Source organism: Variovorax sp. GW821-FHT09A10 (assembly GCF_059418385.1).
On record NZ_JBWKPT010000002.1, the window covers coordinates 797,892 to 824,024 of the forward strand.

The following is a 26,133-nucleotide window of genomic DNA, read 5'->3' on the forward strand; positions in this document are numbered from 1 at the left end:
TCTGCGCAGTAGGGAATCAGGCCGCGAAACGTGCCGCGGCGGCATTGGCCGCCTCGCGGGCGCTGGCGTCGAGCGCCAGCAGGTCGGCCAGCGATGCCGGCTTGGAGGGCATGACCGCCTCCAAAGTTTCCAGGTTGACCGCATGAATGCGATCGAAACGCAGGCGCCGGTCAAGGAAGGCGGCCACCGCCACCTCGTTGGCCGCGTTCAACACCGCCGTGGTGCCCGAAGCGGCACGCAGAGCCTGCCATGCCAGCCCCAGCCCGGGGAACAGCGCAGGATCGGGCGCGTCGAAGGTCAGCGAGCCCATCTGGCGGAAATCGAGCCGTGCCGCCCCGCTTTCGATGCGCTCCGGCCAGGCCAGCCCGACCGCGATCGGCACCCGCATGTCGGGCGTGCCGAGCTGGGCAATGACCGAGGCATCAGTGAACTGCACCATCGAATGGACCACGCTCTGCGGGTGGATGACGACCTCGATCTGCTCCGGCGTCACGCCGAACAGGTGGCGCGCCTCGATCACCTCGAGCGCCTTGTTCATCATCGTGGCCGAGTCGACCGAAATCTTGCGGCCCATGACCCAGTTCGGATGCGCGCAGGCCTGCTCGGGCGTCACCGCGCCCAGCGTGTCGGGCGCACGGGTGCGGAACGGGCCGCCGGACGCCGTCAGGATGATCTTGTCGATGCGCCGCGCCCAGGTGGACGGGTCTTCGGGCAGCGATTGGAAGACGGCCGAATGCTCGCTGTCGATGGGCAGCAGCGTGGCGCCGCCCTCCTGCACCGTGCGCATGAACAGCTCGCCGCCGACGACCAGGGCCTCCTTGTTGGCCAGCAGCAGGCGCTTGCCGGCGCGGGCGGCGGCCAGGCAAGGCGCCAGGCCGGCAGCACCGACGATCGCGGCCATCACGGCATCGACTTCGTCGTCCGACGCTATTCTTTCGAGAGCATCGTCGCCCATCAGGACGCGGGTCGGCAGGTTGTTCTGCTTGAGCTTTTCGGCCAGCAGCGCGGCATGCGGCGCGCTCGCCATGACAGCAAAGCGCGGCGAGAAGCGCGCGCATTGGGCCAGCAGCTCGTCGACCTTGGTGGCCGCCGAGAGCGCAAACACCTCGAAGCGTTCGGGGTGGCGGGCAATGACGTCGAGCGTGCTGACACCGACCGAACCGGTCGAGCCGAGCACCGTGACACGTTGTTTGGGAGTGTTCACAGGAAAGCCAGCATCATGGCAATGGGAAGTGCCGGCAAGAGGGCATCCACGCGGTCGAGCACGCCGCCGTGGCCGGGCAGCAGGCGGCTGCTGTCCTTGGCGCCGGCGCTGCGCTTGATCAGCGATTCGACGAGGTCGCCGACGACGCTCATCGCCGCCAGGAACACCGCCCCGATCAGCAGCAGCCACCAGCCGCGCTCATGCAGGCGGGTGTAGAGGCTGGGCACCGTGGCGCCCAGGCTCTTGTCGGCCCAGACCCAGGCGAACGCCAGCACGATGACGCCTGCCATGCCGCCCCAGACACCTTCCCAGCTCTTGCCGGGACTGATGGCGGGCGCCAGCTTGGCGCGCGTGAACTTCAGGCCGAAGGCGCGGCCAGCGAAATAGGCGAACACGTCCGCCACCCAGACCAGCACCAGGATCGACAGCAGGAAGTTGATGCCGACCATGCGCGCCTGCACCGCCGCGAGCCACGCGACCCACAGCGCCAGCAGGCCACCCACCAGCCGCAGTCCACGCGGAATGCGCGGCCAGCCGGGCACCGCGACGCGCAGCAGCGCCGCGCCGCCGAGCACCCAGGCCGCGCTGGCCAACATCCACATCAGGAACAGGCGCTGCTCCAGCAGACCCAGCCCCCACGACAACCCGCACAGCGCCACCATCTCGGCCCCCAGGAAGAGCGACATGCCCTGCCCGTAGCCGTTCAGGCGCCCCCACTCCCACGCGGCGGCGCCGATCAGCACCAGCATCACGCAGGCAAAGGGAATGTGGTTTCGATAGAACAGCGCTGGCAGCAGGATCGCGAGCAGCACGATCGCCGTGAGGATGCGTTGTTTGAGCATGCGGAAGGTGGTGTCGGGCCGTGTCAGGCCGCGGAAGCCGAAACCTGTGCCGAGGTCTGGCCGAAACGACGCTCGCGGCCCTGGAACGCGGCGATGGCCTCGTCCAGTGCGGCTTCGTCGAACTCGGGCCACAGCTTGTCGCTGAAGAACAGCTCGGCGTAGGCACTCTGCCAAAGCAGGAAATTCGACAGCCGTTGCTCCCCGCCCGTGCGGATGAACAGGTCGGGGTCGGGCACGTGGGCCAGCGCCATGGCGCGATCGAGGTTCATCTCGGTCATGGGCAGACCCTGCTCGGCGAGCTTGGCCGCGGCGCGGGCGATGTCCCAGCGCCCGCCGTAGTTGAAGCAGATGTTGAAAATCAGACGCGTGTTGTGGGCCGTGGTCTGCTCGGCCGACACCAGGCCGGCCACCATCTTGTCGGACAGGCCGGCGCGTTCGCCCACGAAATGCAGCCGCACACCGTCGGCGTTGAGGCGCGGCACTTCGCGCGCCAGTGCCCCGACCATCAGCTGCATCAGCCCGGAGACTTCTTCAGGAGGACGGTTCCAGTTCTCCGAGGAGAACGCGAACACGGTGAGCACGCCCACGCCGCGGTCGGCGCAGGCCTTGACACAGCGCCGCAGCGACTCCACGCCCTGCTTGTGCCCCGCCACGCGAGGCAGGAAGCGCTTGGTGGCCCACCGGCCGTTGCCATCCATGACGATGGCAACGTGGTGCGGAGGGGTCGTCGTCTGCGGCGAGGAGGCCATGCGAAGCCTCAAACGGCCATGATCTCCGCTTCTTTCGCGGCGACCAGACGGTCGATTTCCGCGATGTGCTTGTCGGTGACCTTCTGGATGTCGCCTTCGGCGCGCTTCTGGTCGTCTTCCGAAGCCAGCTTGTCCTTCACGAGCTTCTTGACCGCTTCGTTCGCGTCACGGCGCAGGTTGCGCGTGGCGATCTTGGCGCTCTCGCCTTCGTTGCGAACCAGCTTGGTCATTTCCTTGCGGCGCTCTTCGCTCATGGCGGGCAGCGGCACGCGGATCAGGTCGCCCATCGAGGCCGGGTTCAGGCCCAGGTCGCTTTCGCGGATGGCCTTCTCGATCTTGGCGCCCATGCCCTTTTCCCAGGGCTGGACGCTGATGGTGCGCGAATCGAGCACCGACACGTTGGCCACCTGGCTCAGCGGTACCTGCGAGCCGTAGTACTCGACATGGATCGAGTCGAGCAGCGCCGAGTTGGCGCGGCCCGTGCGGATCTTGGTGAGGTTGTTCTGGAAGGCGGCGAGCGACTGGTTCATCTTCGCGTCGGTCGCACTGCGAATGTCTGCAATGGTCATCTCATTTACTCCTAGGCATGCACCAGCGTGCCCTCGTCCTCGCCCATCACGACGCGCTTGAGGGCGCCGTTCTTGAGGATCGAGAACACCTTGATCGGCAGCTTCTGGTCGCGGCACAGCGCGAAGGCCGTGGCGTCCATGATGCCGAGGTTCTTGGCGATCGCCTCGTCGAAACTCAACGTGGCGTAGCGGGTTGCATGGGGGTCGATTTTCGGATCGGCCGTGTACACGCCGTCCACCTTGGTCGCCTTGAGCACCAGCTCGGCGCCGATTTCGGCACCGCGCAGCGCGGCGGCTGTGTCGGTCGTGAAGAAGGGGTTGCCGGTACCGGCAGCGAACACCACGACCTTGCCCTCTTCGAGGTACTGCAGGGCCTTGGGACGCACGTAGGGCTCGACCACCTGCTCGATGGCAATGGCGGACATCACGCGGGCCACGAGACCCTGCTTGTCCATCGCGTCGGCGAGGGCCAGCGAGTTCATCACAGTGGCCAGCATGCCCATGTAGTCGGCCGTGGCGCGGTCCATGCCGACGGAGCCTCCCGCGACACCGCGGAAGATGTTGCCGCCGCCGATCACGACCGCCACCTGGACGCCCATGTTCACGACTTCCGCCACCTCTTCGACCATGCGCACGATGGTGGCGCGGTTGATGCCGAAGGCGTCGTCGCCCATCAGTGCCTCACCCGACAGCTTCAACAAGATTCGCTTGTGGGCTGGGCGGGCATCAGACATGGGCATTTTCCTTAGAGGGTTGGCGGGGGCGAGTGTAAAACGTGGCGGCGAAAAAGCGGCGGCACGCTGTCGCGCACCGCCGCTTGCAGGACAGCCGGATCAGGCGGCAGCCTTGGCAGCAGCGACCTGGGCAGCGACTTCGGCAGCGAAGTCGTCGACCTTCTTTTCGATGCCTTCGCCGACCACGTACAGGGTGAAGCCCTTGATCGTGGTGTTGGCGGCCTTGAGCATCTGCTCGACGGTCTGCTTGTCGTTCTTCACGAACGGCTGGTTGTGCAGCGAGACTTCCTTGAGGTACTTCTGCACGCCGCCTTCGATGCGCTTGGCAACGATGTCGGCCGGCTGCGGCTTCTTGCCCTCTGCTTCGGCGACCTTGCGGTCTTCTTCAGCCTTGCCAGCGGCCACGGCACGCTCTTTTTCGATCAGCTCGGCAGGCACGTCCGATGCCTGGATGGCGACCGGCTTCATGGCGGCGATGTGCATTGCCACGTCCTTGGCCGACGTGTCGTCGCCCTCGAACTCCACCATCACGCCGATGCGCGTGCCGTGCAGGTACGACGCCAGCTTGCCGTTGCCCGTGAAGTGCTTGAAGCGGCGGAAGCTCATGTTCTCGCCGATCTTGCCGATCAGACCCTTGCGCACGTCTTCGAGCGTGGGGCCGAAACCGTCTTGCTCGTAGGCCAGCGCACCCAGTGCGGCGATGTCTGCGGGGTTGTTCTTGGCAACCAGCATCGCAGCAGCGTTGGCCAGAGCCAGGAAGCTGTCGTTCTTGGTGACGAAGTCGGTTTCGCAGTTGATTTCGATCATGCCGCCGGCAGCGCCGTCGACGAAAGCCGTGACCACGCCTTCAGCGGTGACGCGACCCGATGCCTTGCCAGCCTTGTTGCCGAGCTTGATGCGCAGCAGCTCTTCGGCCTTTTCCATGTTGCCGTCGGCCTCCGTCAGGGCCTTCTTGCATTCCATCATGGGCGCATCGGTCTTCGCGCGCAGTTCGCCGACCATGCTTGCGGTGATTGCAGCCATTTGTGTATCTCCGTAAATCCAAAAATCAGGTTAAAAAAAAGGGGCACCAAAGCCCCTTCTTCAGGCTCGCGAGAGCACCAATCAGGCCGAAGCGCCTTCTTCGACTTCGACGAATTCGTCGCCATTGCCTTCGGCAACGGCCTTGACCACGTCACCGCCGGCGCTGTTGCGGCCTTCGATGATGGCGTCGGCGATGCCGCGGGCGTACAGCGTGACGGCCTTCGACGAGTCGTCGTTGCCGGGGATCACGTAGTCGATGCCTTCGGGCGAGTGGTTGGAGTCAACCACGCCGATCAGCGGAATGCCGAGCTTCTTGGCCTCGGCCACGGCGATCTTGTGGAAGCCCACGTCGATCACGAAGATCGCGTCCGGCAGCGCAGCCATGTCCTGGATGCCGCCGATGTCCTTCTCGAGCTTCGCGATTTCGCGCGAGAACGTGAGCTGCTCTTTCTTGCTCAGGCTGTCGAGGCCGGCTTCTTGCTGGGCCTTCATGTCCTTCAGACGCTTGATCGAGGTCTTAACGGTCTTGAAGTTGGTCAGCATGCCGCCGAGCCAGCGGGTGTCGACGAAAGGCACGCCGGCGCGGCGAGCTTCTGCAGCCACGATTTCACGGGCTTGGCGCTTCGTGCCGACCATCAGGATCGTGCCGCGGTTGGCCGTGAGTTGCTTGGCGTACTTCATCGCGTCCTGGAACATCGGGAGCGACTTTTCCAGGTTGATGATGTGAATCTTGTTGCGGTGACCGAAGATGAACGGAGCCATCTTGGGGTTCCAGAAGCGGGTTTGGTGACCGAAGTGGACACCGGCTTCCAGCATTTCGCGCATGGTGGTCGACATTGAATTTACTCCAAAGGTTGGGTCTAAAATCCAGCCCGTTTTGCGCCCCTTCGACGGGGTCGCAACACCTTGATTGGGCCGGTTTGCGGATGTGCTTGACTGGCAGCGACAAAACTGTCGCACAACCAGCGAAACCCAAAGAGTATAGCACGGCGGCCACGCCCTCCTCCCTCGAACCGAGCCGTTCCAAGGTACCCTCGAAGCCATGAACGACCTTCACGCCACCCGTCTCACCCTTCTGGCTGGCGGTTCCGATGCGCGCACCGAAATGGAGCGCGCCATCGCCCTCTCCGAATCCCCGGCCTGCGCCCACGTTTTCACCCGCACGATGTTCGACGAGGCCCGCGCGGCGGCCGCCGCTTCGACGCCTGAAAGCCGCCTCGCCGGGCTGGCCTTCACCAGCAAGGACCTGTTCGACGTCGCCGGCCAGCCGACGCCCGCCGGCTCGGCCGTGCTCTCGCATGCGCCGGCCGCCCCGGCCGATTCACTCGCCGTGGCGCGACTGCGCGCCGCCGGCGGCGTGCTGACCGGGCGCACCAATATGACGGAGTTCGCCTTTTCCGGCGTCGGCGTCAATCCGCACCACGGCACGCCGGCCAACGTGAGCGACACCGCCACGCCGCGCATTCCGGGCGGCTCGTCGTCCGGCGCGGCCATTTCGGTGGCGAGCGGCGCGGCCTTCATCGGCCTGGGCTCCGACACCGGCGGCTCGATCCGCATCCCGGCCGCGCTGAACGGCATCGTCGGCTTCAAGAACACCGCCCGCCTCACACCGGCCGACGGCGCCCTGCCGCTGTCGACCACGCTCGACACCGTCTGCGCCATGACCCGGTCGGTGCGCGATGCCGTTACCGCGTACGAAATCCTCTCGGCGCAGCAGGTGACGCCCGGCTCTGCACCACTGTCGGCCTACCGGCTGGCCGTCGTGAAGAACGTCTTCCTCGACGACCTCGAGCCTGCCGTGGCCACAGCCTTCGAGCGCACCCTCGCCACCCTGCGCGCCACCGGCGCCCATGTCCAGGAAATCGTGCTGCCCGAACTGGCCGACTTGCAGTCCATCAATGCCACCGGCGGTTTCTCGGCGGCCGAGTCGTACGCATGGCACCGGCTCTTGCTGGAGCGCAGCGGCGCCGGCTACGACCCGCGCGTGGCGCAGCGCATCCTGCGCGGCGCCGGCATGAAGGCACACGAATACATCGACCTGGTCCGCGCCCGCCGCGACTGGATCGCCCGCGTCGAGAAGGCGCTGGCGCCGTTCGACGCCGTGCTGTCGCCGACCGTGCCGATCACCGCGCCGTCCATCGCCAGCGTCGCACCGGGTGCCGAGCGCGACGACGAATTCTTCCGCGTCAACGCGCTGCTGCTGCGCAACCCGTCGATCGTCAACATGCTCGACGGCTGCGCCATTTCGCTGCCCTGCCACGTCGCCGGCCAACTACCGGTCGGCCTGATGCTGTGGCACGGCGCAATGCACGACGACGCCGTGCTCGCGGTGGCGCTCCAGGCCGAACGCACGCTGCAGAAATAACCGCTGTCACCGCCCGCCTCACGGGCGTCAGCCGCCTCTTTTATCTAGAACATTTCAATGAAAATCGCGATCGTGGGCGCCGGCATCGTCGGCGTCACCACCGCCTGGGAACTGGTTTCCGACGGCCATGAAGTGACCGTGTTCGAGCGCCGCGGCGCCGCCGCCGAAGAGGCCAGTTTCGCCAACGCGGGCGTAGTCGCCCCCGGCTACGTCACACCATGGGCCGCACCGGGCATGCGCGGCAAGGTGCTGCGCTCGCTGCTGTCCTCGCACGGCGCCATCAAGCTGCGCTGGCCGCTGAGCACGCGCGACCTCGGCTGGATGTCGCGCTGGCAGAAGGCCTGCAAGCTCGAAACCTACCTGGCCAACCGCGCCCGCATGCAACGGCTGGCCTTCTACAGCCGCACCCGGCTGCACGCGGTGACCGAAGCGCGCGAGCTGAGCTACGAACGCAGTGACGGCTACCTGGTGCTGCTGCGCTCCAAGCGCGAGAAAAAACTGATTCAGCCCGGCCTGGAAGTGCTGCGCTCGGCCGGCAGCGTGTTCCGCGAGATCGACGCCGACGAGGCCCGCCTCATAGAGCCCGCACTCAACCCCGACACCCCCTTGGCTGGCGCGATCCATCTGCCCGAAGACGAGGTCGCGAACTGCCGCCAGTTCGCGCTGCTGCTCAAGTGGGAGGCCGAGGCACTGGGGGCGCAGTTTCATTTCAACTGCGACATCGCACCGCTCAGCCGCGCGGCCCCCACCTCACTGACGCTCGCCAGCGGCTCGGACGCACTGCAGTTCGACGCCATCGTGGTGTGCGCCGGCCTGTCGTCTGCCACGCTGCTGCGTCCGCTGGGACTGCGCATTCCGTTGGCGCCGGTCTACGGCCACTCGGTCAGCGCCCCGGTGCGCGAGCCGCTCAACGCGCCGCGCAGCGCGGTGATGGATGAACGCTACAAGGTTGCCATCTCCCGCCTGGGCCAGCGCGTGCGCGTGGCCGGCAGTGCCGAGATCGGCGGCTCGCCGGACACCATGAGCCTGGCCGCGATCCAGACGCTCTACAAGGTGCTGCACGACTGGTTTCCGGGCGCAGCCACGCTGCAGTCGGGCATCCAGCAATGGAAAGGCGCGCGACCGATGCTGCCCGACGGCCCCCCGGTGTTGGGCGCCAGCGGCATTCCCGGCGTGTGGCTCAACCTGGGCCACGGCTCGAGCGGCTGGGCGCTGTCGTGCGGCAGCGCACGCGTGCTCGGCGACCTGATCAGCGGACAAGACCCCGGCATCGACCTCGAAGGCCTGGGGATCGAACGGCTCAGTCTTTAGGGCCCCAGCGGCGCAGTTGCTCGGGGGTGGCCGGTTTTTCCGCCGGCAGTTCGGGCCGGGGCGCCCAGCGTTGGGCGATCAACCCCAGGACAGCTGGCGCAATCAGTCCGAAGAACACCAGCACCACCAAGTCCACGCCCAGCATCAGCCACTGCGTGCCGGACCCCGCTTCGACCGGCACGTCGAGCCACCGGATGACGCCGATGCCATAGCCCACGCCCAGCGCCCAGGCGACGTCGCGCAGCGGCACCCGGCGCAACACCTCGACCAACAGGAACAGCCCCCACACCACGACCAGCAGGCCGACCGCCCAGGCCGCGCCGGCCGTCATCGCCACGGCCGTGCCGATGAACCCGGCCAGGCACGCCAGCAGCAGAACCAGCAACCAGCCGAAGGTCTTGAGCGTCATCGGTCGATGATAGGAGGCGCGGCGTCGGCGGCACAATGGCCCGATGCATCGCATCACGTCCGCCAGCGCCGCCGACCTGTTCGACATCGCCGCCACGCGCCGCATCGAGCAGGCAGCCGCCTCCGCCTTGCCCCCTCACACGCTGATGCAGCGTGCAGGCCTCGCCGCGGCGCGGCTCGCAATGGCGCTCGCGCCACACGCGCGAACGATCTGGATCGCCTGCGGCCCCGGGAACAACGGCGGCGACGGCTTCGAAGCCGCGGCGCAGTTGCGGCACCGGGGCTTCTTTCCGGTCGTCACCTTCGTAGGCGATGAAGCCCGGCTGCCGCCGGATGCCAAGTCGTCGCAGCAGCGTGCGCGCGATGCGGGCGTCACCTTCGCCTCGGAGCCTCCATCGAGCTTCGAACTGGCGATGGATGCGCTGCTCGGCATCGGATCGACCCGCCCGCTCTCAGGCACGATGGCCGAATGGATCGCGCGGATGCACGAGGACACGCAACCAGTGCTGAGTCTCGACGTGCCCTCGGGCCTTGATGCCGACACCGGCACGTTGGCTCCTGGCGCCAATCACCCGTCGCGATCGGTTCGCGCCACCCTCACCTTCCTCACACTGAAGCCCGGCTTGTTCACGGCCCAGGGCCGCGATGCGGCCGGCACGGTGTGGTTCGATGACCTTGGCTATGGCGCCTTCGCCCAGGAGCGACCGACAGCCCGCCTCGCAGGCACGCCCGATATCCGGCCGCGCACCCACGCCTCGCACAAGGGCAGCTACGGCGACGTCGCGGTGATCGGCGGCGCCCCGGGCATGGCCGGCGCCGCGCTGCTGGCCGGCTCGGCCGCCCTCCATGCGGGCGCAGGACGCGTGTTCGTCGGATTGCTCGATCCCCGCGCAGCGCCCGTCGACACCTCGCAGCCGGAGCTGATGCTGCGCGACGCCCACTCACTGGACCTCGCCGGCATGACAGTCGTGTGCGGCTGCGGAGGCGGCGACGCCGTGCGCGAACTGCTGCCGCGCGTGCTGTCGACGGCCGCTGCACTGGTGCTCGACGCCGACGCGCTCAACGCCATCGCCGCCGCCCCCTCACTTCAGACGCAATTGATCGCGCGAGGCCAGACCGGCGCGTCCACCGTGCTCACGCCGCATCCATTGGAAGCCGCACGCCTGCTCGGCGACACGACAGGTGGCGTGCAGGCGAACCGTCTCGCCGCGGCTCGCGCGCTGGCATCGCGCTTCGGCGCAGTGACGGTGCTCAAGGGTTCAGGAACGGTGATTGCCGATGCGGGCAACGAGCCGCCGGTCATCAACCCGACCGGCAATGCCCGTCTCGCCACCGCAGGCACCGGCGATGTGCTCGCCGGCATGATCGGCGCGGCGCTCGCGATGCGCCGCCCCGCGTTCGAGGCGGCGTGCGAAGCCGTCTGGCAGCACGGCCGCATCGCCGACCTGTGGCCGGCCGATGCGGCCCCGCTCACGGCAGGCTCGCTGGCCCGCCGCGCGCCCTACTGAGCGCAGGGCTCAGCCGCGCCCGACGAAGGGCATCTTCGTGGCCATGATGGTGTGGAAGAGCACGTTGGCTTCCAGCGGCAGGTTCGCCATGTAAAGCACCGACTGGCCGACGATCTTGACGTCGATCAGCGGCTCGATCGCGAGCTCGCCGTTGGCCTGCGGCACGCCGGTGGCCATGCGCGCGGCCAGCTCGGTCATGGCATTGCCCACGTCCACCTGCCCCACCGCGATGTCGTACTTGCGGCCGTCGAGCGAAGCGGTCTTGGTCAGGCCTTCGACCGCGTGCTTGGTCGAGGTGTAGGCCGCAGAATTCGGCCGCGGCGTGGTCGCCGAGATCGACCCGTTGTTGATGATGCGGCCGCCCTGCGGCGTCTGCGCCTTCATCGTGCGGAAGGCCTGCTGGATGCAGAAGAACATGCCGGTGAGGTTGATGTCCACCACGCCCTTCCACTGCTCGGGCGTCCAGTCCTCGAACGGGCCCGGCGGGTTGCCCACGCCGGCGTTGTTGAACAGCAGGTCGACACGTCCGAAGCGCTCGACCGTGGCACCGAACAGCGCCTGCACCGAGTCGGCATTGGCCACGTCGGTGGGCACCGCGAAGGCGCGCACACCGGCGCCCGACTCTTCCGCCACCTGCTCCAGCGGCTCGAGGCGGCGCCCCGCAAGGGCCACGCTCCAGCCGTCAGCCAGCAAGGCCAGCGCGGCCGCGCGGCCGATGCCCGACCCGGCGCCCGTAACGATCGCGATGCGGCCCTTGTTGTTTTCCACGCTCATGCTTCATGTCTCCTTTTCAGCTGGTCCATACACACAGTAAACACGTAGTGTGCACGGCGCATCTCATCCGCGGCGGGGCTTGCGCCCCTTGCCCTGCATCTTGTTGGCGGCTTTCTTCACTGCCGACTTGAAGGCCTGCATCGCCGATTGCGGGCCGGCGGGCGCCACGGCAGCGCCGCCGCCGTGCTCCGACCTTGACTCGCCACCGGCCTCCGCCTTGTGGCGGGCGCTTCGCTTGGCCGACGCCTTCACCGGTGCGCTGCCTTTGTCCTTCATCGCACGCGAGGTCAGGTCTTCGCCTTCGCGCACGAGGCGGAAATCGATCTTGCGGCCATCGAGGTCGACGCGGCTCACCTGCACCCGCACCCGCGTGCCGATGGCGTAGCGGATGCCGGTGCGCTCGCCGCGCAGTTCCTGGCGCATCTCGTCGAACTTGAAGTATTCGCCGCCGAGCTCGGTGATGTGCACCAGCCCCTCGACGTACATCGCATCGAGCGTGACGAAGATGCCGAAGGTGGTGGCAGCCGTGACCACACCGCCGTACTCCTCGCCGAGGTGCTCGCGCATGTACTTGCACTTGAGCCAGGCCTCGACGTCGCGGCTGGCCTCGTCGGCGCGGCGTTCGTTGGCGCTGCAATGCAGGCCCGCCGCCTCCCATGCCAGCACTTCCTTGGTCGGCGCGATCGTGGCCTTTTGCGGCTTGGTCGTTGGCGCCTTCACGCGCGAAGCCAGGCGCTTGGCCAGCTTGGCATGCGCCTCGCCCGGTGTCGGCAGCATCGGCAACTGGTAGCGCGTCTTGCCGAGGATCGCCTTGATCACGCGGTGCACCAGCAAGTCGGGGTAGCGCCGGATCGGGCTCGTGAAGTGCGTGTAGGCCTCGTAGGCCAGGCCGAAGTGGCCGCTATTGAACGGCGTGTAGATCGCCTGCTGCATCGAGCGCAGCAGCATGGTGTGGATCTGCTGCGAGTCGGGACGCTCCTTGGTGGCTTCGGCGATCGCCTGGAACTCACCGGGACGCGGATCGTCGGTAATGCTCAAGCCCACGCCCATGGCCTTCAGGTAGCCGCGCAGGATTTCTTTCTTCTCGGGCGTCGGGCCTTCGTGCACACGGAACAGGCCCGGGTGCTTGCCTTCGGCGATGAAGTCGGCGCTGCAGACGTTGGCGGCCAGCATCGCCTCTTCGATGATCTTGTGCGCCTCGTTGCGCGTGCGCGGCACGATCTTCTCGATGCGGCCGGCGTCGTCGCAAATGATCTGCGTCTCGGTGGTTTCGAAGTCGACCGCGCCGCGCTTGCCGCGCTGCTTGAGCAGGGCCCTGTAGACGTCGGCGAGGTTCAGCAGGTCCTTGACGCGCTCCTTGCGCTTGGCGGCTTCGGGGCCGCGCGTGTTGCCGAGGATGGCCGCGACTTCGGTGTACGTGAAGCGCGCATGGCTGAACATCACGGCCGGGTAGAACTGGTAGGCGTAGATCTCGCCGTCGGCCGCGACCAGCATGTCGCACACCATGCACAGGCGCTCGACCTCGGGGTTGAGCGAGCACAGGCCGTTCGACAGCTTCTCGGGCAGCATCGGAATCACGCGGCGCGGGAAGTAGACGCTGGTGGCGCGGTCGTACGCATCGATGTCGATGGCCGAGCCGGTCTGCACATAGGCGCTGACGTCGGCGATGGCCACCAGCAGTCGCCAACCCTTGCCACGGCCCACCTTCGCGGGCTCGCAGTACACGGCGTCGTCGAAGTCGCGGGCGTCTTCGCCGTCGATGGTGACGAGCGGCACGTCGGTGAGGTCGATGCGGCCCTTCTTGTCGGCGGGGCGCACCTTCTCGGGCAGGGCCTTGGCCTGCGCCAGGCACTCCGCGGAAAACTCATGCGGCACGCCGTACTTGCGCACGGCGATCTCGATCTCCATGCCGGGGTCGTCGATCTCTCCCAGCACTTCTCTCACGCGGCCCACGGGCTGACCGAACAAGGCCGGCGGCTCGGTGAGCTGGACCACCACCACCTGGCCAACCTTGGCGGGGCCGGTGGCCCCCTTCGGGATCAGGACGTCCTGGCCGTAGCGCTTGTCTTCCGGTGCAACGAGCCAGATCCCGCCTTCGTGCAGCAAGCGGCCAATGATCGGCTGCTCGGGTCGCTCGACGATCTCGACCACGCGCCCCTCGGGGCGGCCGCGACGGTCCTGTCGCACGATGCGCGCCTTGACGCGATCCTTGTGCAGCACCGCGCGCATCTCGTTCGGCGGGAGGTAGATGTCTGCCTCGCCGTCGTCGCGCTGCACGAAGCCGTGCCCGTCGCGATGTCCTTGAACAGTTCCTTCGATTTCATCCAACAAGCTGCTGGAAGTGACATTATTTTTGATATGATCTCCTTCTTTCCTGAAATTCAAAACGTGGCTGCTTCTGCAGTCATGTGGGCCCAGATGGCGGAATTGGTAGACGCACTAGTTTCAGGTACTAGCGAGTAACATCGTGGAGGTTCGAGTCCTCTTCTGGGCACCAAGTTTAAACAGACCTTTACCAGGTCATCCGATTGAAGCCACCGGTCTCCGGTGGCTTTTTTCATGGCCGCTCGAAACTGCATCAAACGGGCGACGCGATCGTCAGATCACGCCCTTCGATGCCGGCCATGCGCGCACGATCACACCCACCCGCCGTCGGCAGCACACCCACCGCACGAGCAATGTCGCGCAGAAGCTGAAATTTCGACACGCTCAAAAGAGCGCGCCAAATTTGTGTATATAATCGTAGTCTTTGCTGAGAGGCAAAATCAGCCCAGATGGCGGAATTGGTAGACGCACTAGTTTCAGGTACTAGCGAGTAACATCGTGGAGGTTCGAGTCCTCTTCTGGGCACCAAGATTGAACAGACCCTTACCAGGTCTTCTATAAAAAGCCACCGGCCTCCGGTGGCTTTTTTCTTGGCCGTTTGAATCAGGCGCATCAAACGGGCAACGCGATCAGGTCGTGGCCTTCGGCGCCCACGATGCGTGCACGCGTGAACTCGCCGACCTTCATCGTCTTGCTGATCTTCTCGGGCGGCAGGAGGCGAACGGTGCCGTCGATCTCCGGTGCATCGGCGTATGTGCGCCCCACCCCGCCCTTGCGGCCTAGCGCCGGCGCTGAATCGACCAGCACCTGCATCGTCGAGCCGATTCGCTTTTGCAGCTTGGCGATCGACACGGCCTCGGCCACTTCCATGAAGCGGGCGCGGCGTGCTTCGCGCTCAGCCTCGGGCAGCATGCCCGGGATGTCGTTGGCGGTTGCACCCTCGACCGGGCTGTAGGCAAAGCAACCTGCGCGATCGATCTCGGCCTCGCGGATGAAGTCGAGCAGGTGCTCGAACTCCTGCTCCGTCTCGCCCGGGAAACCGGCGATGAACGTGCTGCGGATCACGAGTTCGGGACAGGTCTCGCGCCAGCGCGCGATCCGCTCCAGATTCTTCTCGCCGCTGGCGGGCCGCTTCATGCGCTTGAGCACGTCAGGGTGGCTGTGCTGCAGCGGCACGTCGAGGTACGGCAACACCTGGCCGCTCGCCATCAACGGAATGATTTCGTCGACGCTCGGGTACGGGTAGACGTAGTGCAGGCGCACCCAGGCGCCATACGGCTCGGCAATCTCGCCCAGCGTGCGCACGAGCTCGAGCATGCGGGTCTTGACCGGCTTGCCATCCCAGAAGCCGGTGCGGTACTTCACATCGACGCCGTAGGCCGAGGTGTCCTGGCTGATCACCAGCAGCTCCTTCACGCCGCCTTCGAACAAGGCCTTGGCTTCGCTGAGCACATCACCCACCGGACGCGATACGAGGTCGCCGCGCATCGAGGGGATGATGCAGAAGGTGCAACGGTGGTTGCAGCCTTCGCTGATCTTCAGGTAGGCGTAGTGCCGTGGCGTCAGCTTCAGGCCGGCCACACCGAAGGTGTTCGGCACGAGGTCGATGAACGGATCGTGCGGCTTCGGCAGGTTGGCGTGCACGGCATCCATCACCTCCTGCGTGGCATGCGGGCCGGTGACGGCCAGCACACTGGGGTGCATCTGGCGCACGAGGTTGCCGCCCTGGTCGCCAGTCTTGGCGCCCAGGCAGCCCGTGACGATCACACGGCCATTCTCGGCGAGTGCTTCGCCGATGGTGTCCAGGCTTTCCTTCACGGCATCGTCGATGAAGCCGCAGGTGTTGACGATGACGAGGTCGGCGCCCTCGAAAGTCTTGGAGGTTTGATAACCCTCGGCGCTCAGCCGGGTCAGGATCAATTCGGAATCGGTCAAAGCCTTGGGGCAACCAAGGCTGACGAAGCCGACCTTGGGGGCGGTCGGCGTGACGGTACGTTCAGGGGAGGCAACTTCGCTCATAGGCCTCTATTGTCCCAGCTATCGGTGACAGCAGGGCATTCATCGGGCAGTCGCCCTATTCGGGCGGGCCGCCGCCGCGCGGCATTCAGGGGCGCTTGATGCCAAAGGCCCCCAGAACCTGCTCGGTGTTTTTCTGCATCTGCTCCTGCATCTGCAGAAAAACGTTCTTCGATTGTTCGACGTAATTGCCCATCAGCCCCTGGATCATCGGCGACTGCATGGTCATGAAGCGCGACCACATCTCGGGCGTCAGGCCTTCGGCCTTTTCGGCGAGCTGAGCCTGCATCTCGGTCATGGCCTGGATGTTCTTCTCGAGGTACGGGCCCATGTAGCCCTGCATGGCCTGGCCGTAGAAACGGATGATGTTGGCCAGCACCTGCTCGGTGAACATCGGCGCGCCGCCCGCTTCTTCTTCCAGGATGATCTGCAGCAGGATGCTGCGCGTGAGGTCGTCGCCGGTCTTGGCGTCGCGCACCACGAACTGCGCGTTCTTGATGACCAGTTGCTTGACCTCGGTCAGCGTGATGTACGTGGATGTCTCCGTGTCGTAGAGCCGTCGGTTGGGGTACTTCTTGATCACACGCTGGACCGGCTTCACCCCGGACTTCTTGCTCTGCACTACAGACTCCTTCACATGGACGCCCATGTCATCAGATGATTCTAGGGAGCGGTTTTGCTGCATCGCGACAAGGTTTACCCTGACCGTGATTCTTCTTCAGGCATCCGACGCGGTCGCGTACTCGGCACCGCACGCATGACACGCTGCAGTTTCGGGACGCTCCGGGGTCGACAGCCTGAATCGCAGCGGGATCTTCTGCCCGTAGACGACCCAGCATCGGGGGCAATGCTCCTGCCCCGCCGTCGGAAGATAGGCACGCGCGCGCTGCTCGGCGCGCTCCTCGGTCACAGGCATGCCCTGTCGTTGTGCACGCGCCACTTCGCGCGCGGCCATGGTGTCGGCGCGGCCGGCAGCAAGGTCATTGATGCCGTAAACCGCGCGCGCAAATTCGAGAGGGGCTTGCTTGAGCAATGCGGCCACGCGGTGGTCGGCGTGCGCCCGATCAACAGACGTTGATCGCGTATTCATCAGATCGCTTATCAAGGAAATTCGAGAAGGTTGGCAGACCGCTCAAGGTAGCACAACCACATGGCTCAGGGACGTTGCCTGTACCGCGCGAAGGGCCGCCCGCGAAAGAGGTTTTTTGCTTGCGCCGATCACTCGTGGCGACCAGGCTGATCCAGAGACAAACACATCGCCCAAACGACGAACGGGTTGCAGCGAAATCGCTGCAACCCGTGTTTGAATTTGGTAGGCGCGATTGGATTCGAACCAACGACCCCCACCATGTCAAGGTGGTGCTCTAACCAACTGAGCTACGCGCCTAAGAGAAGCATCGAGTATAGCAGGAGAAATGGCCCTTTTCAGCGCCGACGTGCAGATCGCACACCAGTCACTGCTGTCACCACGCCGAGCACTTGGGTCAGGCGCGCGGCATCGGCGATTTCCACGGTGAAGGTCATCCACGCCGTGCCCTTGATCGACTGCGTCTGCACGCCGATCACGTTCATCTTCTCGCGCGCAAACACATCAGAGATATCGCGCAGCAGGCCCTGACGGTCGGCCGCTTCCACGGCCACGTCGACCGCGTAGACCGGCGCATCCGCACCCTTCTTCGGCAGGCCCCATTCGACATCGATCACGCGTTCGCCGTCCTTCGCGGCCATCGTGCGGAAGTTGCTGCAATCCGCGCGATGCACGCTGACGCCATGGCCGCGCGTGACGAAGCCGCGGATCGCATCCGGCGGCGCCGGCTTGCAGCACTTGGCGAGCTGCGTCATAAGCGACGACACGCCCACCACGAGCACACCGCCCTTGCCCGACTTCTCGCTGCCGCGGGCCTTCTTGATCTGCACGCCGTCATCAGGGTTCAGTGCCGGCTCGGGCGGGCGCAGCAGCGTCTCGATGTTGCGCAGCGAAAACTCGTCCTTGCCGACCACCTCGAACAGATGGTCCGCCGATTTGAAGCCGAGCTGCGACGCCAGGTCCTCGAGCCGCATGGCCGTCTTGCCTTCGCGCTGCAGCAGCTTCTCGACGGCTTCGCGTCCGCGCGCCACGGTCTCGTGCGTGATCTGCGCGTTGAACCAGGCGCGCACCTTGGCGCGCGCGCGGTGGCTCGCGAGGTAACCCAGCTCCGCATTCAGCCAGTCGCGCGACGGACCGCCTTCCTTGGCCGCCATGATCTCGACCGTCTGCCCGTTCGACAGCGGCGTGTTCAGCGGCACCATCGCGCCATCGACACGCGCACCGCGGCAGCGATGCCCCAGCGTCGTGTGCACCGTGTAGGCGAAGTCGACCGGTGTCGCGCCCTGCGGCAACTCGACGATGGCGGCATCGGGCGTGAGCACATAGATGCGGTCGTCGAACAGCCCCTGCCCCTGCAACCCGCCCGACAGGTCGCGCTCCCAGGCCAGCAGCTGGCGCAACACCGCGATCTTGGCGTCGTACTCGCCGCTGGCCCAGACGCCCGCGTAGCCCTTGTGGCCCGCTTCCTTGTAGGCCCAGTGCGCGGCCACGCCATGCTCGGCGTGGTCGTGCATTTCTTCGGTGCGGATCTGGATCTCGATCGGCTTGCCCACCTTGCCATCGACGATCTCGCGCACCACCGTGTGCAGCGACTGGTAGCCGTTGGGTTTGGGCCGTGCGATGTAGTCGTCGAACTCTTCGTCGATGGGCTGGAAGTGCGAATGCACCCAGGCCAGCGCGGCATAGCAGTCCTTCACGTCCTGCACCACCACGCGCAGCGCGAGGATGTCGAAGACCTGCTCGAAGTCGAGCGACTTGCCGCGCATCTTCTTGACGATGCTGTAGATGTTCTTCGGACGCCCCTGCACCGTGGCCTTGACGCCTTCGGCCTGCAGTTCGTGCTCCAGCTGCGAGCGCAACTGCTCGACGTGGCCTTCGCGTTCGATGCGCTTCTCGTCGAGCAGCCGTGCGATCAGCTTGTAGGTCTCGGGCTCGAGAAAGCGGAACGAGAGATCTTCGATTTCCCACTTCACCTGCCAGATGCCCAACCGGTTCGCGAGCGGCGCAAACACCTGCAGCGACTCGCGCGCCACACTTTCGGGTGCAGGCTGCTTGCTGGCCGCCGCGTGCCTCAGTGTCTGCAGGCGCGAGGCCAGCCGCAGCATGACCACGCGCAGGTCGCGCGAAAACGCCAGCAGCATCTTGCGCACGTTCTCGGTCTGTGCGCCGGCGCCTTCGGCATGGTGCCCTTGCGAGGCCGTGCGCGCCTGCTCCTGCACGCGCACGAGCTTGGTGGTCTCGACCGCGAGCGCCGCGAAGTTGTCGCCAAAAACCTTGGCGATCACTTCTTGCGGGCGGTTCAGGTGCTGGCAGGAATACACGAGGTAGCTCGCGGCCTGCATCGCCTCGGAGCCGCCCATCTTCGCGACGATGGCGGCCACGGCATCGGCGTGCGCCAGCGTGTTCTCGCCGGTGTCGAGTTTTTCGTCGGCGATCAGCGGCTCGGCGAACGCGCGGGCGCGCGCCAGCATGTTCTCCATGACCGGCGAGCGGTCGGCCGTGGCGGCCGACAGCGGGTAGTCGACCATGACGCCGTCGGACAGGGGTGCCGTCTGAAGGTTCGCAGACTCTCGCTTCACGATGCCCTCAATCGAACAGGAAATTCGTGACGACGGCGACCTGTGCGGGATCGACGAAAGTCGGCGCGTGCCCCACGCCCTCGAACTCGACGAGCGTGGCACGCGGCCCGCGCTGCATCATCGCGGCCGCCGTCTCGGGCGACAGCAGGTCGGACACCGCGCCGCGCGTGAGCAGCGTGCGCGCCTCGATGGCGTCGTACAGGCTCCACATCACGGCCCCGCCTTGCGCGGCGATCTCGGGCGTGATGGCGCGCAGCGGCACGCCGATGGCCGGGTCGTAGTGCAGCACCCAGGCGCCCTCGCCCACCGGGCCGGCACTGGCGGTCTTGGCAGCGCCATCGGCGCTGCGCTCAGAAGCCGGCACCACCATGTGCTGCGACAGCGCACGCCACTGTTCCGGCGTGTGCGGCCCGAAGGTGGTCGACAGGGCCCACATCGCGTCGGCCGCGGCCTGCACGCTCGGAAACTGGCCGCTCTTGCCCACATACGCGCCGATGCGCTGGATGGCGGCGGGCTCGACCGTGGGGCCGACATCGTTCGCGACGAAACGGCGAATGGGCCGTGGCAGCGGCAGTTCCTTGTGGCCGGCCAACACGAAGCCGATCAGGCCGCCCATGCTGGTGCCGACGTAGTCGAGCGTGTCCATGGGATGCTCGCCGTGCAACTGCGCGATCAGCGTCACCATGTCGGCCGCATACACCGGCACTTGATAGAAAGCGGGGTCGCGCAGCCAGTCGCTGCGCCCGCGCCCGACCACGTCGGGACAGACCACGCGCACATCGCCGCCCGCGCGCGCCACGATGGCCTGCGCGAGCACGTCGAAGTCGCGCCCCTGCCGGGTCAGTCCGTGCACGCAGACCACGACATGCGCGCTGTGCGCGTTGCCCCATTGCCAATAGGCCATGCGGTGACCGCCCTGGGCGTCGTTGCAGGCCACGTCGTGAAGGGTCGGTTCTGTCATGGAAACGGAGGGGTTCGGGTGCGGATAATGGTCTCGTTGCATCCTAATTCATCCGGAGATTGATCTTCATGCTCAAAGGCAAAACCGCGCTTGTCACGGGGTCCACCAGTGGCATTGGCTTCGCCATCGCCAAGGCGCTGGCCCAACAGGGCGCACACATCGTGCTCAACGGCTTCGGCGACGCCGACACCCCCAAGGCCCAGATCGAGGCGCTCGGCGTGCGCGCCGAGTACCACGGGGCCGACATGAGCAAGCCCGACCAGATCGAGGACATGATGAAGTTCGCCGCGTCGAAGTTCGGCCGCGTCGACATCCTCGTGAACAACGCCGGCATCCAGCACGTCGCCAAGGTCGAAGACTTCCCGACCGAACGTTGGGACGCGATCATCGCCATCAACCTCACGAGCGCCTTCCACACGACGCGCCTGGCGATCCCCGCGATGCGCGAGGCCAATTGGGGCCGCATCATCAACGTCGCGTCGGCGCACGGGCTCGTGGCCTCGGCGCAGAAGTCGGCGTATGTCGCGGCCAAGCACGGCATCGTGGGCTTGACGAAATCGGTGGCGCTCGAAACCGCCACCACTGGCGTCACCTGCAACGCGATCTGCCCGGGTTGGGTGCTCACGGCGCTGGTGCAAAAGCAGATCGACGACCGCGCGGCCCGCGAAGGCATTTCGGCCCTCCAGGCGCAGAACGAATTGCTGGGGGAAAAGCAGCCCTCGCTGCAGTTCACGACGGTCGAGCAGTTGGGCGGGCTGGCCGTCTTCCTGAGCTCTCCCGCAGCCGATCAGGTGCGGGGCGTCGCCTGGGCCATGGATGGCGGCTGGACGGCTCAGTAAATATAAATAGAGATATCTGGAAGACGCCGGCGGCATCGGCCCGCCGGCGCCATGCGCTTCTTACTTGAGCTGCACCGACCCCGAAACGTTCACGACCACACTGGTCTTGCCCGCCTCCACCGGCACGGCCGAATCGGCGGCCGAGAACGACTTGGCCTGCATGGCCATCACGCGCGGGCGGATCGGGCCGCTGTCGTTCGCGTTCACCGACACCTCACGCAGCGTGTAGCCACCGAAGCCGAAGCCCTTGGCCAGCTCGGTGGCCTTCTGCTTGAAGTTGTCGATGGCAATGTTCTGTGCCTCGGTCTCGGTCTTGGCGCGCTGTTCGCGGCTCAGGCCGAAGCCGACGTTGCCCACGCTGAGCGTGCTGATGCGCCCGGCCGTCTGGGTGATGCGCGCGAAGTCGCGGCCTTCGAGCACCAGTTCGGTCGAACCTTGCCAGCCGTTGATCTTGCCGTCCTTGGTGTAGCGCGGCGAGAGGCTGAAGTTGCCCGTGCGCACGTCGAGCTGGCCCGGCTGCGCATTCTTCTTGGCTTCGGCCAGCGCGGCATCGAGCGCGGTCTTGAGCTGGGTTTGCACGGTGCCCGCCTCGGCGGCGTCGCGCGTGGTGACGAGGGTCATGCTCAGCAGGTCTTGCTGAACTTCGACGGTGCCGGAGACCGACAGCTGGAGCACGTTTTGTGGAGCAGGCATGACGGCATTCTGGGCCAAGGCGGCACCGGCAAAGGTCAGCGCGGCGCAGGCCGCGATCAATTGAACAGTCTTCAAGACAGATTTCTCCCTGGTGGATGCGAGGAAAAGCCCTCGCCTGCGCCGTCTTCTTCAGTGGCGCAGGCTGCGCGGCGCGGTTTGCGGACTGGCGACGGGCTGCGGTGCCGGCACGATGCGCTCGGCAGGCTGTGATTCTGCCGAATTCAAAAGAACACCCGTTCCCATGGGCACCCACTGCCCCCGGACCTGCTGCCGCAACTCGAACAATTCGCCCGCCGTGAGGCGGCGCCCGGCGATCGCTTCGCCGCGGCGCTGCTCTTCCCGCTGGGCCGCCCGGTGCGCGGCCACGGCATCGCGCACTTCGCTGCGGCGTCCTTCACTGACCCGTAAAAACCCTTCGGAAACGGCGGACGTCGCACCACAAGCGCAAGCGAAAAAAAGCAGAGGCAAGGCGGAAAAAGAAGGTCTCATCGCGCAATCGTCATAAGGCAGCACGGACTGTGCCACCACCGGGCAAAGCCCGGATGACCAGACGGCGAGCGGCCGCAAGTTGTGTAACTTAGTGTCAACCACTACGGAATTCGGCAGCAATGGGGTCCTAACGCCTTCAGAATCGGCGCTGTTACAAATTCAACGTTGTAGAAATGACTCAAGTTCCCGCTCGCACCGACAAGATCGTGATCGTCGACGACGACGCCCGCATCCGCGACCTCCTGCGCCGCTACCTGACCCAGGAAGGATTCGAAGTGATCGTGGCCGAGGACGGCAAGGCGCTCAACCGCATCCTGTTGCGCGACACGGTCGACCTGATCGTGCTCGACCTGATGATGCCCGGCGAAGACGGTCTCTCCGTCTGCCGCCGCCTGCGCGCCGCCAACGACCGCACGCCGATCATCATGCTCACCGCCAAGGGCGAAGACGTGGACCGCATCGTCGGTCTCGAAGTCGGCGCCGACGACTACCTGGGCAAGCCCTTCAACCCGCGCGAACTGCTGGCCCGCGTGCACGCCGTGCTGCGCCGCCGTCCGCCGCTCGAGGCGCCCGGCGCCCCCTCTACCGAGAACGAGACCGTCACCTTCGGCCCGTTCGCCTTCGACCTCGGCTCGCGCACCCTGAAGAAGGACGGCGAAGAGCTCTCGCTGACCACCGGCGAGTTCGCGATGCTGAAGGCGCTGGTCCGTCACCCGCGCCAGCCGCTGTCGCGCGAAAAGCTGGCCCAGCTGGCCCGCGGCCGCGAATTCGAACCCTTCGACCGCAGCCTGGACGTGCAGATCTCGCGCCTGCGCAAGCTGGTCGAGTCCGACGCCGCGGCGCCGCGCTACATCCAGACCGTCTGGGGCGTGGGCTACGTGTTCGTGCCGGACGGCACGGCCTGACGATCCGCTGAGAGGTGGCCATCGGCCTCCATTCCGCCCGACCTGACCCGGCCCAGGAGGACGGTGCGCAGGTCACGATGCCGAGCCCGCTCGAAGCGAGCGCGCAACGTGACCGCCGCCCCGGCCTCAAGCTGGGCTTCAGTCTTTTCTGGCGCACCTTCTTCCTGCTCGCACTGCTGCTGATCGGTTGCACGGTCGCCTGGCTGCAGACCTTCCGCTCGCTCGAATACGAGCCGCGTGCCATCCAGACCGGACACCAGATCGCCTCGCTCGTGAACCTCACGCGCGCGGCGCTCGTGTACTCGGACGCGATCACGCGGGTCTCGCTGATCAAGACGCTGGCCGACCAGGAAGGCGTGCGCATCCTGCCGCGCGAACCCAACGACCGCTTCCAGCCCTACACCAGCGGCGCACTCGACGAGCGCGTCACCGAAGAGCTGATCGCCCAACTCGGCGAAGGCACCACCGTGGCCAGCCGCGTGAACGACGAGCCGGGCCTGTGGATCGGCTTCACCATCGAGAGCGACACCTACTGGCTGCTGCTCGACCCCACGCGCTTCAGCCGCGTGGGAGGGCGCACCTGGCTGGTCTGGCTCAGCACGGCGATGGCGCTGTCGCTCGCCGGCGCGGCGCTGATCACGCGGCTCATCAACCTGCCGCTCAAGCAGCTGTCGCGCGCCACCTTGCAGGTGCGCGAGGGCGAGTACGAAGCGCACCGGCTCGACGAACGCGCCCGCACCAACGAAATCCGCGCGGTGAACATCGGCTTCAACCGCATGGCCGACCAGCTCGCCAAGATCGAGCAGGACCGCGCCATCATGCTGGCCGGCATCTCGCACGACCTGCGCACGCCGCTGGCGCGGCTGCGGCTCGAAACCGAGATGAGCGTGGCCGACGAAGACGCGCGCGACCACATGGCCGCCGACATCGCGCAGCTCGACGCGATCATCGACAAGTTCCTCGACTACGCCCGCCCCGACCATGTCGACCAGCGCCCCGTGCTGCTGCGCGACGTGATCGACGCCTGCACCTACGCCGTGCAGGACTACGAAGAGATGAACATCCACGTCGACGTGCCCGCCGACCTGAAGGTGATGGGCGACGAGGTGGAGCTCACGCGCGTGATCTCCAACCTGGTCGAGAACGCGCGGCGCTACGGCAAGACGCCGTCGACCGGCGTGGCCGACGTCACGATCCAGGCGCAGGCCAACAACGACGCGGTGCTGATCAAGGTGCGCGACCACGGCGCGGGCGTCGAGCCCGCCCTGCTCGTGCAGCTGACCAAGCCCTTCTTCCGCGGCGACGCGGCGCGCACCTCGGCGGCCGGTGCCGGCCTGGGGCTGTCGATCGTGGCGAAGAACATCGAGCGCATGGGCGGCACCTTCGCGCTCACCAGCACGCCGGGCCGGGGCCTCGCGGCCCACATCCGCATGCCGCGCGCGATGCCGGCGGGCAGCAGCAAGCCCGGCGAGGTGCCGGGCAAGAAACAGGTCGCCTGAAGAAGAACCCCGGGCTCAGCGGTGCAGCAGCACCGCGGCGCGGGCTTCCATCGCCCGCCCCTCGCCCACCGGGCCGAGCTTCTCGGCCGTCTTGGCTTTCACATTGACCTGATCGCGCGCAATGCCCAGCGTGTCGGCAATGCGCTGGCACATGGCCGGGATGTGCGGCGCCAGCTTGGGCGCCTGCGCGATCACGGTGCTGTCGACGTTGCCGATCTCCCAGCCGGCCGCCCGCACGCGGCGAGCCGCCTCGGCCAGCAGCACGGCCGAATCGGCGCCGCGAAATTGCGCATCGGTGTCGGGAAAATGCCGGCCGATGTCGCCCAGCCCGGCACCGCCGAGCAGCGCGTCGGTGATGGCGTGCAGCAGCACGTCGGCGTCGGAATGCCCGAGCAGGCCGGTGGTGTGCGGCACCTCGATGCCACCCAGGATGAGCTTGCGCCCCGCCACCAGCTGGTGGACGTCCCAGCCTTCGCCGATGCGGATGTTGAACGGGGTCGTCGTCATGCCATGGCCTTCTTGCGGCCGAGCAGCACTGCCTCGGCCAGTGCGAAATCTTCGGGAAACGTGACCTTGAAGTTCTGCGCGCTGCCAGGCACCAGCAGCGGCGCCAAACCGAGGGTCTCGATGGCGCTGGCCTCGTCGGTCACCACGTCGCCCACGCGCTCCAGCGCGTCGAGCAGCATGCCGATGCGGAACATCTGCGGCGTCTGCGCCAGCCACTTGTCGGCGCGCGGCAGGGTCTGGGTCGAGCGGCTGTCGGTCGACGAGACCTTCAGCGTGTCGGCCAGCCGCTGCGCCAGCAGGCCGCCGACGGCGTCGTGCTCGCAGGCGGCAATGAGCGCTTCGATCTGGCTGGACGTGACCAGGCAACGCGCCGCGTCGTGCACCAGCACCCAGTCGTGCGCGCCCGCGCCCTTCTGTCGCAGCGCCGCCAGGCCGTTGCGCACCGAGGCGGCGCGCGTCAGGCCGCCCACGCGCAGCAGGTATTCGCCGGTCGCCGGAAAGCGCGGCAGCGCCGTCTGTACCTCGCGGTCGTCGGGCGACACCACCACGGCCACCCCCGCGAAACGCCCGGTCAGCGCACGGAACGCGTCCACCGTGTGGGCCACCATCGACTGGCCCGCCAGGCGCCGGTACTGCTTGGGCTGCGTGCCGCCGGCACGGTGGCCGGAGCCGGCACAGGGGATCAGCACGTAGAAACGGGAAGATGACATGAGGAGTGCGGCACGGGCCGATGGCCGACAAGCGAA

25 protein-coding genes and 3 tRNA genes are annotated in these 26,133 nt (G+C 66.6%); 8 read left to right on the plus strand and 20 right to left on the minus strand.

Annotated elements, in window-relative coordinates; genetic code table 11:
* Positions 1-16: 16 nt before the first annotated feature.
* From ispC to rpsB, 7 genes are all read right to left on the minus strand, one after another.
* On the minus strand, positions 17-1,204 hold the full coding sequence (gene ispC / locus AC07Q9_RS10505) for a 1-deoxy-D-xylulose-5-phosphate reductoisomerase (RefSeq protein ID WP_495309246.1): 1,188 nt from the start codon (positions 1,202-1,204) through the stop codon (positions 17-19).
* Positions 1,201-2,046, minus strand: coding sequence for a phosphatidate cytidylyltransferase (locus AC07Q9_RS10510; protein ID WP_489056907.1), 846 nt, complete (start codon positions 2,044-2,046; stop codon positions 1,201-1,203). The genes ispC and AC07Q9_RS10510 overlap by 4 nt, the downstream gene beginning before the upstream one ends.
* A gap of 23 nt (positions 2,047-2,069) precedes the next feature.
* A complete protein-coding gene (uppS, locus tag AC07Q9_RS10515) occupies positions 2,070-2,795 on the minus strand; it encodes a polyprenyl diphosphate synthase (protein ID WP_495309248.1) in 726 nt (241 codons plus the stop codon).
* 8 nt (positions 2,796-2,803) lie between these two features.
* Complete coding sequence (frr, locus tag AC07Q9_RS10520) at positions 2,804-3,364, minus strand: ribosome recycling factor (RefSeq protein WP_062471609.1); 561 nt, start codon at positions 3,362-3,364, stop codon at positions 2,804-2,806.
* A gap of 11 nt (positions 3,365-3,375) precedes the next feature.
* Positions 3,376-4,098, minus strand: a complete 723-nt coding sequence (gene pyrH / locus AC07Q9_RS10525) for a UMP kinase (protein ID WP_307693738.1) — start codon at positions 4,096-4,098, stop codon at positions 3,376-3,378.
* Between the two features lie 99 nt (positions 4,099-4,197).
* Complete coding sequence (gene tsf / locus AC07Q9_RS10530) at positions 4,198-5,121, minus strand: translation elongation factor Ts (protein WP_489056909.1); 924 nt, start codon at positions 5,119-5,121, stop codon at positions 4,198-4,200.
* An 81-nt stretch (positions 5,122-5,202) separates the two neighbouring features.
* Complete coding sequence (gene rpsB, locus AC07Q9_RS10535) at positions 5,203-5,958, minus strand: 30S ribosomal protein S2 (protein WP_095745188.1); 756 nt, start codon at positions 5,956-5,958, stop codon at positions 5,203-5,205.
* A gap of 205 nt (positions 5,959-6,163) precedes the next feature.
* Here rpsB and AC07Q9_RS10540 point away from each other — a divergent pair, with 205 nt between their 5' ends.
* Positions 6,164-7,486 carry an amidase gene (locus tag AC07Q9_RS10540; RefSeq protein WP_495309250.1) on the plus strand — a complete coding sequence of 441 codons (1,323 nt, stop codon included), beginning with the start codon at positions 6,164-6,166 and terminating at the stop codon, positions 7,484-7,486.
* Between the two features lie 57 nt (positions 7,487-7,543).
* On the plus strand, positions 7,544-8,797 hold the full coding sequence (locus AC07Q9_RS10545) for a D-amino acid dehydrogenase (protein ID WP_495309252.1): 1,254 nt from the start codon (positions 7,544-7,546) through the stop codon (positions 8,795-8,797).
* Here the strand turns inward: AC07Q9_RS10545 and AC07Q9_RS10550 are convergent.
* A complete protein-coding gene (locus tag AC07Q9_RS10550) occupies positions 8,787-9,206 on the minus strand; it encodes a hypothetical protein (protein WP_495309254.1) in 420 nt (139 codons plus the stop codon). The two genes, AC07Q9_RS10545 and AC07Q9_RS10550, sit on opposite strands and share 11 nt — an antisense overlap.
* A 43-nt stretch (positions 9,207-9,249) precedes the next feature.
* Here AC07Q9_RS10550 and AC07Q9_RS10555 point away from each other — a divergent pair, with 43 nt between their 5' ends.
* A complete protein-coding gene (locus AC07Q9_RS10555) occupies positions 9,250-10,713 on the plus strand; it encodes an NAD(P)H-hydrate dehydratase (protein WP_495309256.1) in 1,464 nt (487 codons plus the stop codon).
* A 9-nt stretch (positions 10,714-10,722) separates the two neighbouring features.
* On the opposite strand, the gene AC07Q9_RS10560 is transcribed toward AC07Q9_RS10555, so the two are convergent.
* Together AC07Q9_RS10560 and rnr are read right to left on the minus strand one after the other, a co-directional pair.
* Positions 10,723-11,487, minus strand: coding sequence for an SDR family oxidoreductase (locus tag AC07Q9_RS10560; RefSeq protein WP_495309258.1), 765 nt, complete (start codon positions 11,485-11,487; stop codon positions 10,723-10,725).
* A 63-nt stretch (positions 11,488-11,550) separates the two neighbouring features.
* Positions 11,551-13,818: a ribonuclease R gene (gene rnr, locus AC07Q9_RS10565; RefSeq protein ID WP_489056915.1), complete on the minus strand. Its 2,268-nt coding sequence runs from the start codon at positions 13,816-13,818 to the stop codon at positions 11,551-11,553.
* Positions 13,819-13,899: 81 nt separating this feature from the next.
* On the opposite strand from rnr, the gene AC07Q9_RS10570 reads away from it, so the two are divergent.
* Positions 13,900-13,984, plus strand: a tRNA-Leu gene (locus AC07Q9_RS10570).
* 271 nt (positions 13,985-14,255) lie between these two features.
* Positions 14,256-14,340: transfer RNA gene (locus AC07Q9_RS10575), tRNA-Leu, on the plus strand.
* Positions 14,341-14,424: 84 nt separating this feature from the next.
* On the opposite strand, the gene rimO is transcribed toward AC07Q9_RS10575, so the two are convergent.
* From rimO to AC07Q9_RS10605, 6 genes are all read right to left on the minus strand, one after another.
* Positions 14,425-15,831 (minus strand): 30S ribosomal protein S12 methylthiotransferase RimO, encoded by a 1,407-nt coding sequence (rimO, locus tag AC07Q9_RS10580; protein WP_099796798.1) that lies wholly within the window; start codon positions 15,829-15,831, stop codon positions 14,425-14,427.
* Between the two features lie 85 nt (positions 15,832-15,916).
* Complete coding sequence (gene phaR, locus AC07Q9_RS10585; protein WP_062480702.1) at positions 15,917-16,477, minus strand: polyhydroxyalkanoate synthesis repressor PhaR; 561 nt, start codon at positions 16,475-16,477, stop codon at positions 15,917-15,919.
* Between the two features lie 69 nt (positions 16,478-16,546).
* Positions 16,547-16,870, minus strand: a complete 324-nt coding sequence (locus AC07Q9_RS10590) for a hypothetical protein (protein ID WP_307693744.1) — start codon at positions 16,868-16,870, stop codon at positions 16,547-16,549.
* A 268-nt stretch (positions 16,871-17,138) separates the two neighbouring features.
* Positions 17,139-17,215, minus strand: a tRNA-Val gene (locus AC07Q9_RS10595).
* Between the two features lie 38 nt (positions 17,216-17,253).
* Positions 17,254-19,443 carry a RelA/SpoT family protein gene (locus AC07Q9_RS10600; RefSeq protein WP_495309977.1) on the minus strand — a complete coding sequence of 730 codons (2,190 nt, stop codon included), beginning with the start codon at positions 19,441-19,443 and terminating at the stop codon, positions 17,254-17,256.
* A gap of 58 nt (positions 19,444-19,501) precedes the next feature.
* On the minus strand, positions 19,502-20,455 hold the full coding sequence (locus AC07Q9_RS10605) for an alpha/beta fold hydrolase (RefSeq protein WP_495309261.1): 954 nt from the start codon (positions 20,453-20,455) through the stop codon (positions 19,502-19,504).
* 68 nt (positions 20,456-20,523) lie between these two features.
* Between AC07Q9_RS10605 and AC07Q9_RS10610 the strand changes: the two genes are divergently transcribed.
* Positions 20,524-21,294 carry a 3-hydroxybutyrate dehydrogenase gene (locus AC07Q9_RS10610; RefSeq protein ID WP_307693746.1) on the plus strand — a complete coding sequence of 257 codons (771 nt, stop codon included), beginning with the start codon at positions 20,524-20,526 and terminating at the stop codon, positions 21,292-21,294.
* Positions 21,295-21,354: 60 nt separating this feature from the next.
* Here AC07Q9_RS10610 and AC07Q9_RS10615 read toward each other — a convergent pair whose 3' ends face one another.
* Positions 21,355-22,062 carry an SIMPL domain-containing protein gene (locus AC07Q9_RS10615; RefSeq protein WP_489056919.1) on the minus strand — a complete coding sequence of 236 codons (708 nt, stop codon included), beginning with the start codon at positions 22,060-22,062 and terminating at the stop codon, positions 21,355-21,357.
* A gap of 54 nt (positions 22,063-22,116) precedes the next feature.
* The gene (locus AC07Q9_RS10620; protein WP_489056920.1) at positions 22,117-22,554 is read right to left on the minus strand and encodes a hypothetical protein; all 438 of its coding nucleotides are present in this window, start codon (positions 22,552-22,554) and stop codon (positions 22,117-22,119) included.
* A 95-nt stretch (positions 22,555-22,649) separates the two neighbouring features.
* Here AC07Q9_RS10620 and ompR point away from each other — a divergent pair, with 95 nt between their 5' ends.
* Positions 22,650-23,381 (plus strand): osmolarity response regulator transcription factor OmpR, encoded by a 732-nt coding sequence (gene ompR, locus AC07Q9_RS10625; RefSeq protein WP_007837017.1) that lies wholly within the window; start codon positions 22,650-22,652, stop codon positions 23,379-23,381.
* Between the two features lie 77 nt (positions 23,382-23,458).
* Complete coding sequence (locus tag AC07Q9_RS10630; RefSeq protein WP_062480711.1) at positions 23,459-24,880, plus strand: sensor histidine kinase family protein; 1,422 nt, start codon at positions 23,459-23,461, stop codon at positions 24,878-24,880.
* A gap of 15 nt (positions 24,881-24,895) precedes the next feature.
* Here the strand turns inward: AC07Q9_RS10630 and ispF are convergent, their stop codons facing one another.
* Positions 24,896-25,387 (minus strand): 2-C-methyl-D-erythritol 2,4-cyclodiphosphate synthase, encoded by a 492-nt coding sequence (ispF, locus tag AC07Q9_RS10635; protein WP_495309264.1) that lies wholly within the window; start codon positions 25,385-25,387, stop codon positions 24,896-24,898.
* On the minus strand, positions 25,384-26,097 hold the full coding sequence (gene ispD / locus AC07Q9_RS10640) for a 2-C-methyl-D-erythritol 4-phosphate cytidylyltransferase (protein WP_495309266.1): 714 nt from the start codon (positions 26,095-26,097) through the stop codon (positions 25,384-25,386). Before ispD ends, ispF begins: the two co-directional genes overlap by 4 nt.
* Between the last annotated feature and the right edge of the window lie 36 nt (positions 26,098-26,133).

Bases quoted from the DNA above. Each gene is read 5' to 3' on its own strand.
- AC07Q9_RS10510 (WP_489056907.1), bottom strand. From the start codon at position 2,046: ATGCTCAAACAACGCATCCTCACGGCGATCGTGCTGCTCGCGATCCTG.
- uppS (WP_495309248.1), bottom strand. From the start codon at position 2,795: ATGGCCTCCTCGCCGCAGACGACGACCCCTCCGCACCACGTTGCCATC.
- frr (WP_062471609.1), bottom strand. From the start codon at position 3,364: ATGACCATTGCAGACATTCGCAGTGCGACCGACGCGAAGATGAACCAG.
- pyrH (WP_307693738.1), bottom strand. From the start codon at position 4,098: ATGTCTGATGCCCGCCCAGCCCACAAGCGAATCTTGTTGAAGCTGTCG.
- tsf (WP_489056909.1), bottom strand. From the start codon at position 5,121: ATGGCTGCAATCACCGCAAGCATGGTCGGCGAACTGCGCGCGAAGACC.
- rpsB (WP_095745188.1), bottom strand. From the start codon at position 5,958: ATGTCGACCACCATGCGCGAAATGCTGGAAGCCGGTGTCCACTTCGGT.
- AC07Q9_RS10540 (WP_495309250.1), top strand. From the start codon at position 6,164: ATGAACGACCTTCACGCCACCCGTCTCACCCTTCTGGCTGGCGGTTCC.
- AC07Q9_RS10545 (WP_495309252.1), top strand. From the start codon at position 7,544: ATGAAAATCGCGATCGTGGGCGCCGGCATCGTCGGCGTCACCACCGCC.
- AC07Q9_RS10550 (WP_495309254.1), bottom strand. From the start codon at position 9,206: ATGACGCTCAAGACCTTCGGCTGGTTGCTGGTTCTGCTGCTGGCGTGC.
- AC07Q9_RS10555 (WP_495309256.1), top strand. From the start codon at position 9,250: ATGCATCGCATCACGTCCGCCAGCGCCGCCGACCTGTTCGACATCGCC.
- AC07Q9_RS10560 (WP_495309258.1), bottom strand. From the start codon at position 11,487: ATGAGCGTGGAAAACAACAAGGGCCGCATCGCGATCGTTACGGGCGCC.
- rimO (WP_099796798.1), bottom strand. From the start codon at position 15,831: ATGAGCGAAGTTGCCTCCCCTGAACGTACCGTCACGCCGACCGCCCCC.
- phaR (WP_062480702.1), bottom strand. From the start codon at position 16,477: ATGGGCGTCCATGTGAAGGAGTCTGTAGTGCAGAGCAAGAAGTCCGGG.
- AC07Q9_RS10600 (WP_495309977.1), bottom strand. From the start codon at position 19,443: ATGGTCGACTACCCGCTGTCGGCCGCCACGGCCGACCGCTCGCCGGTC.
- AC07Q9_RS10605 (WP_495309261.1), bottom strand. From the start codon at position 20,455: ATGACAGAACCGACCCTTCACGACGTGGCCTGCAACGACGCCCAGGGC.
- AC07Q9_RS10610 (WP_307693746.1), top strand. From the start codon at position 20,524: ATGCTCAAAGGCAAAACCGCGCTTGTCACGGGGTCCACCAGTGGCATT.
- ompR (WP_007837017.1), top strand. From the start codon at position 22,650: ATGACTCAAGTTCCCGCTCGCACCGACAAGATCGTGATCGTCGACGAC.
- AC07Q9_RS10630 (WP_062480711.1), top strand. From the start codon at position 23,459: ATGCCGAGCCCGCTCGAAGCGAGCGCGCAACGTGACCGCCGCCCCGGC.
- ispF (WP_495309264.1), bottom strand. From the start codon at position 25,387: ATGACGACGACCCCGTTCAACATCCGCATCGGCGAAGGCTGGGACGTC.
- ispD (WP_495309266.1), bottom strand. From the start codon at position 26,097: ATGTCATCTTCCCGTTTCTACGTGCTGATCCCCTGTGCCGGCTCCGGC.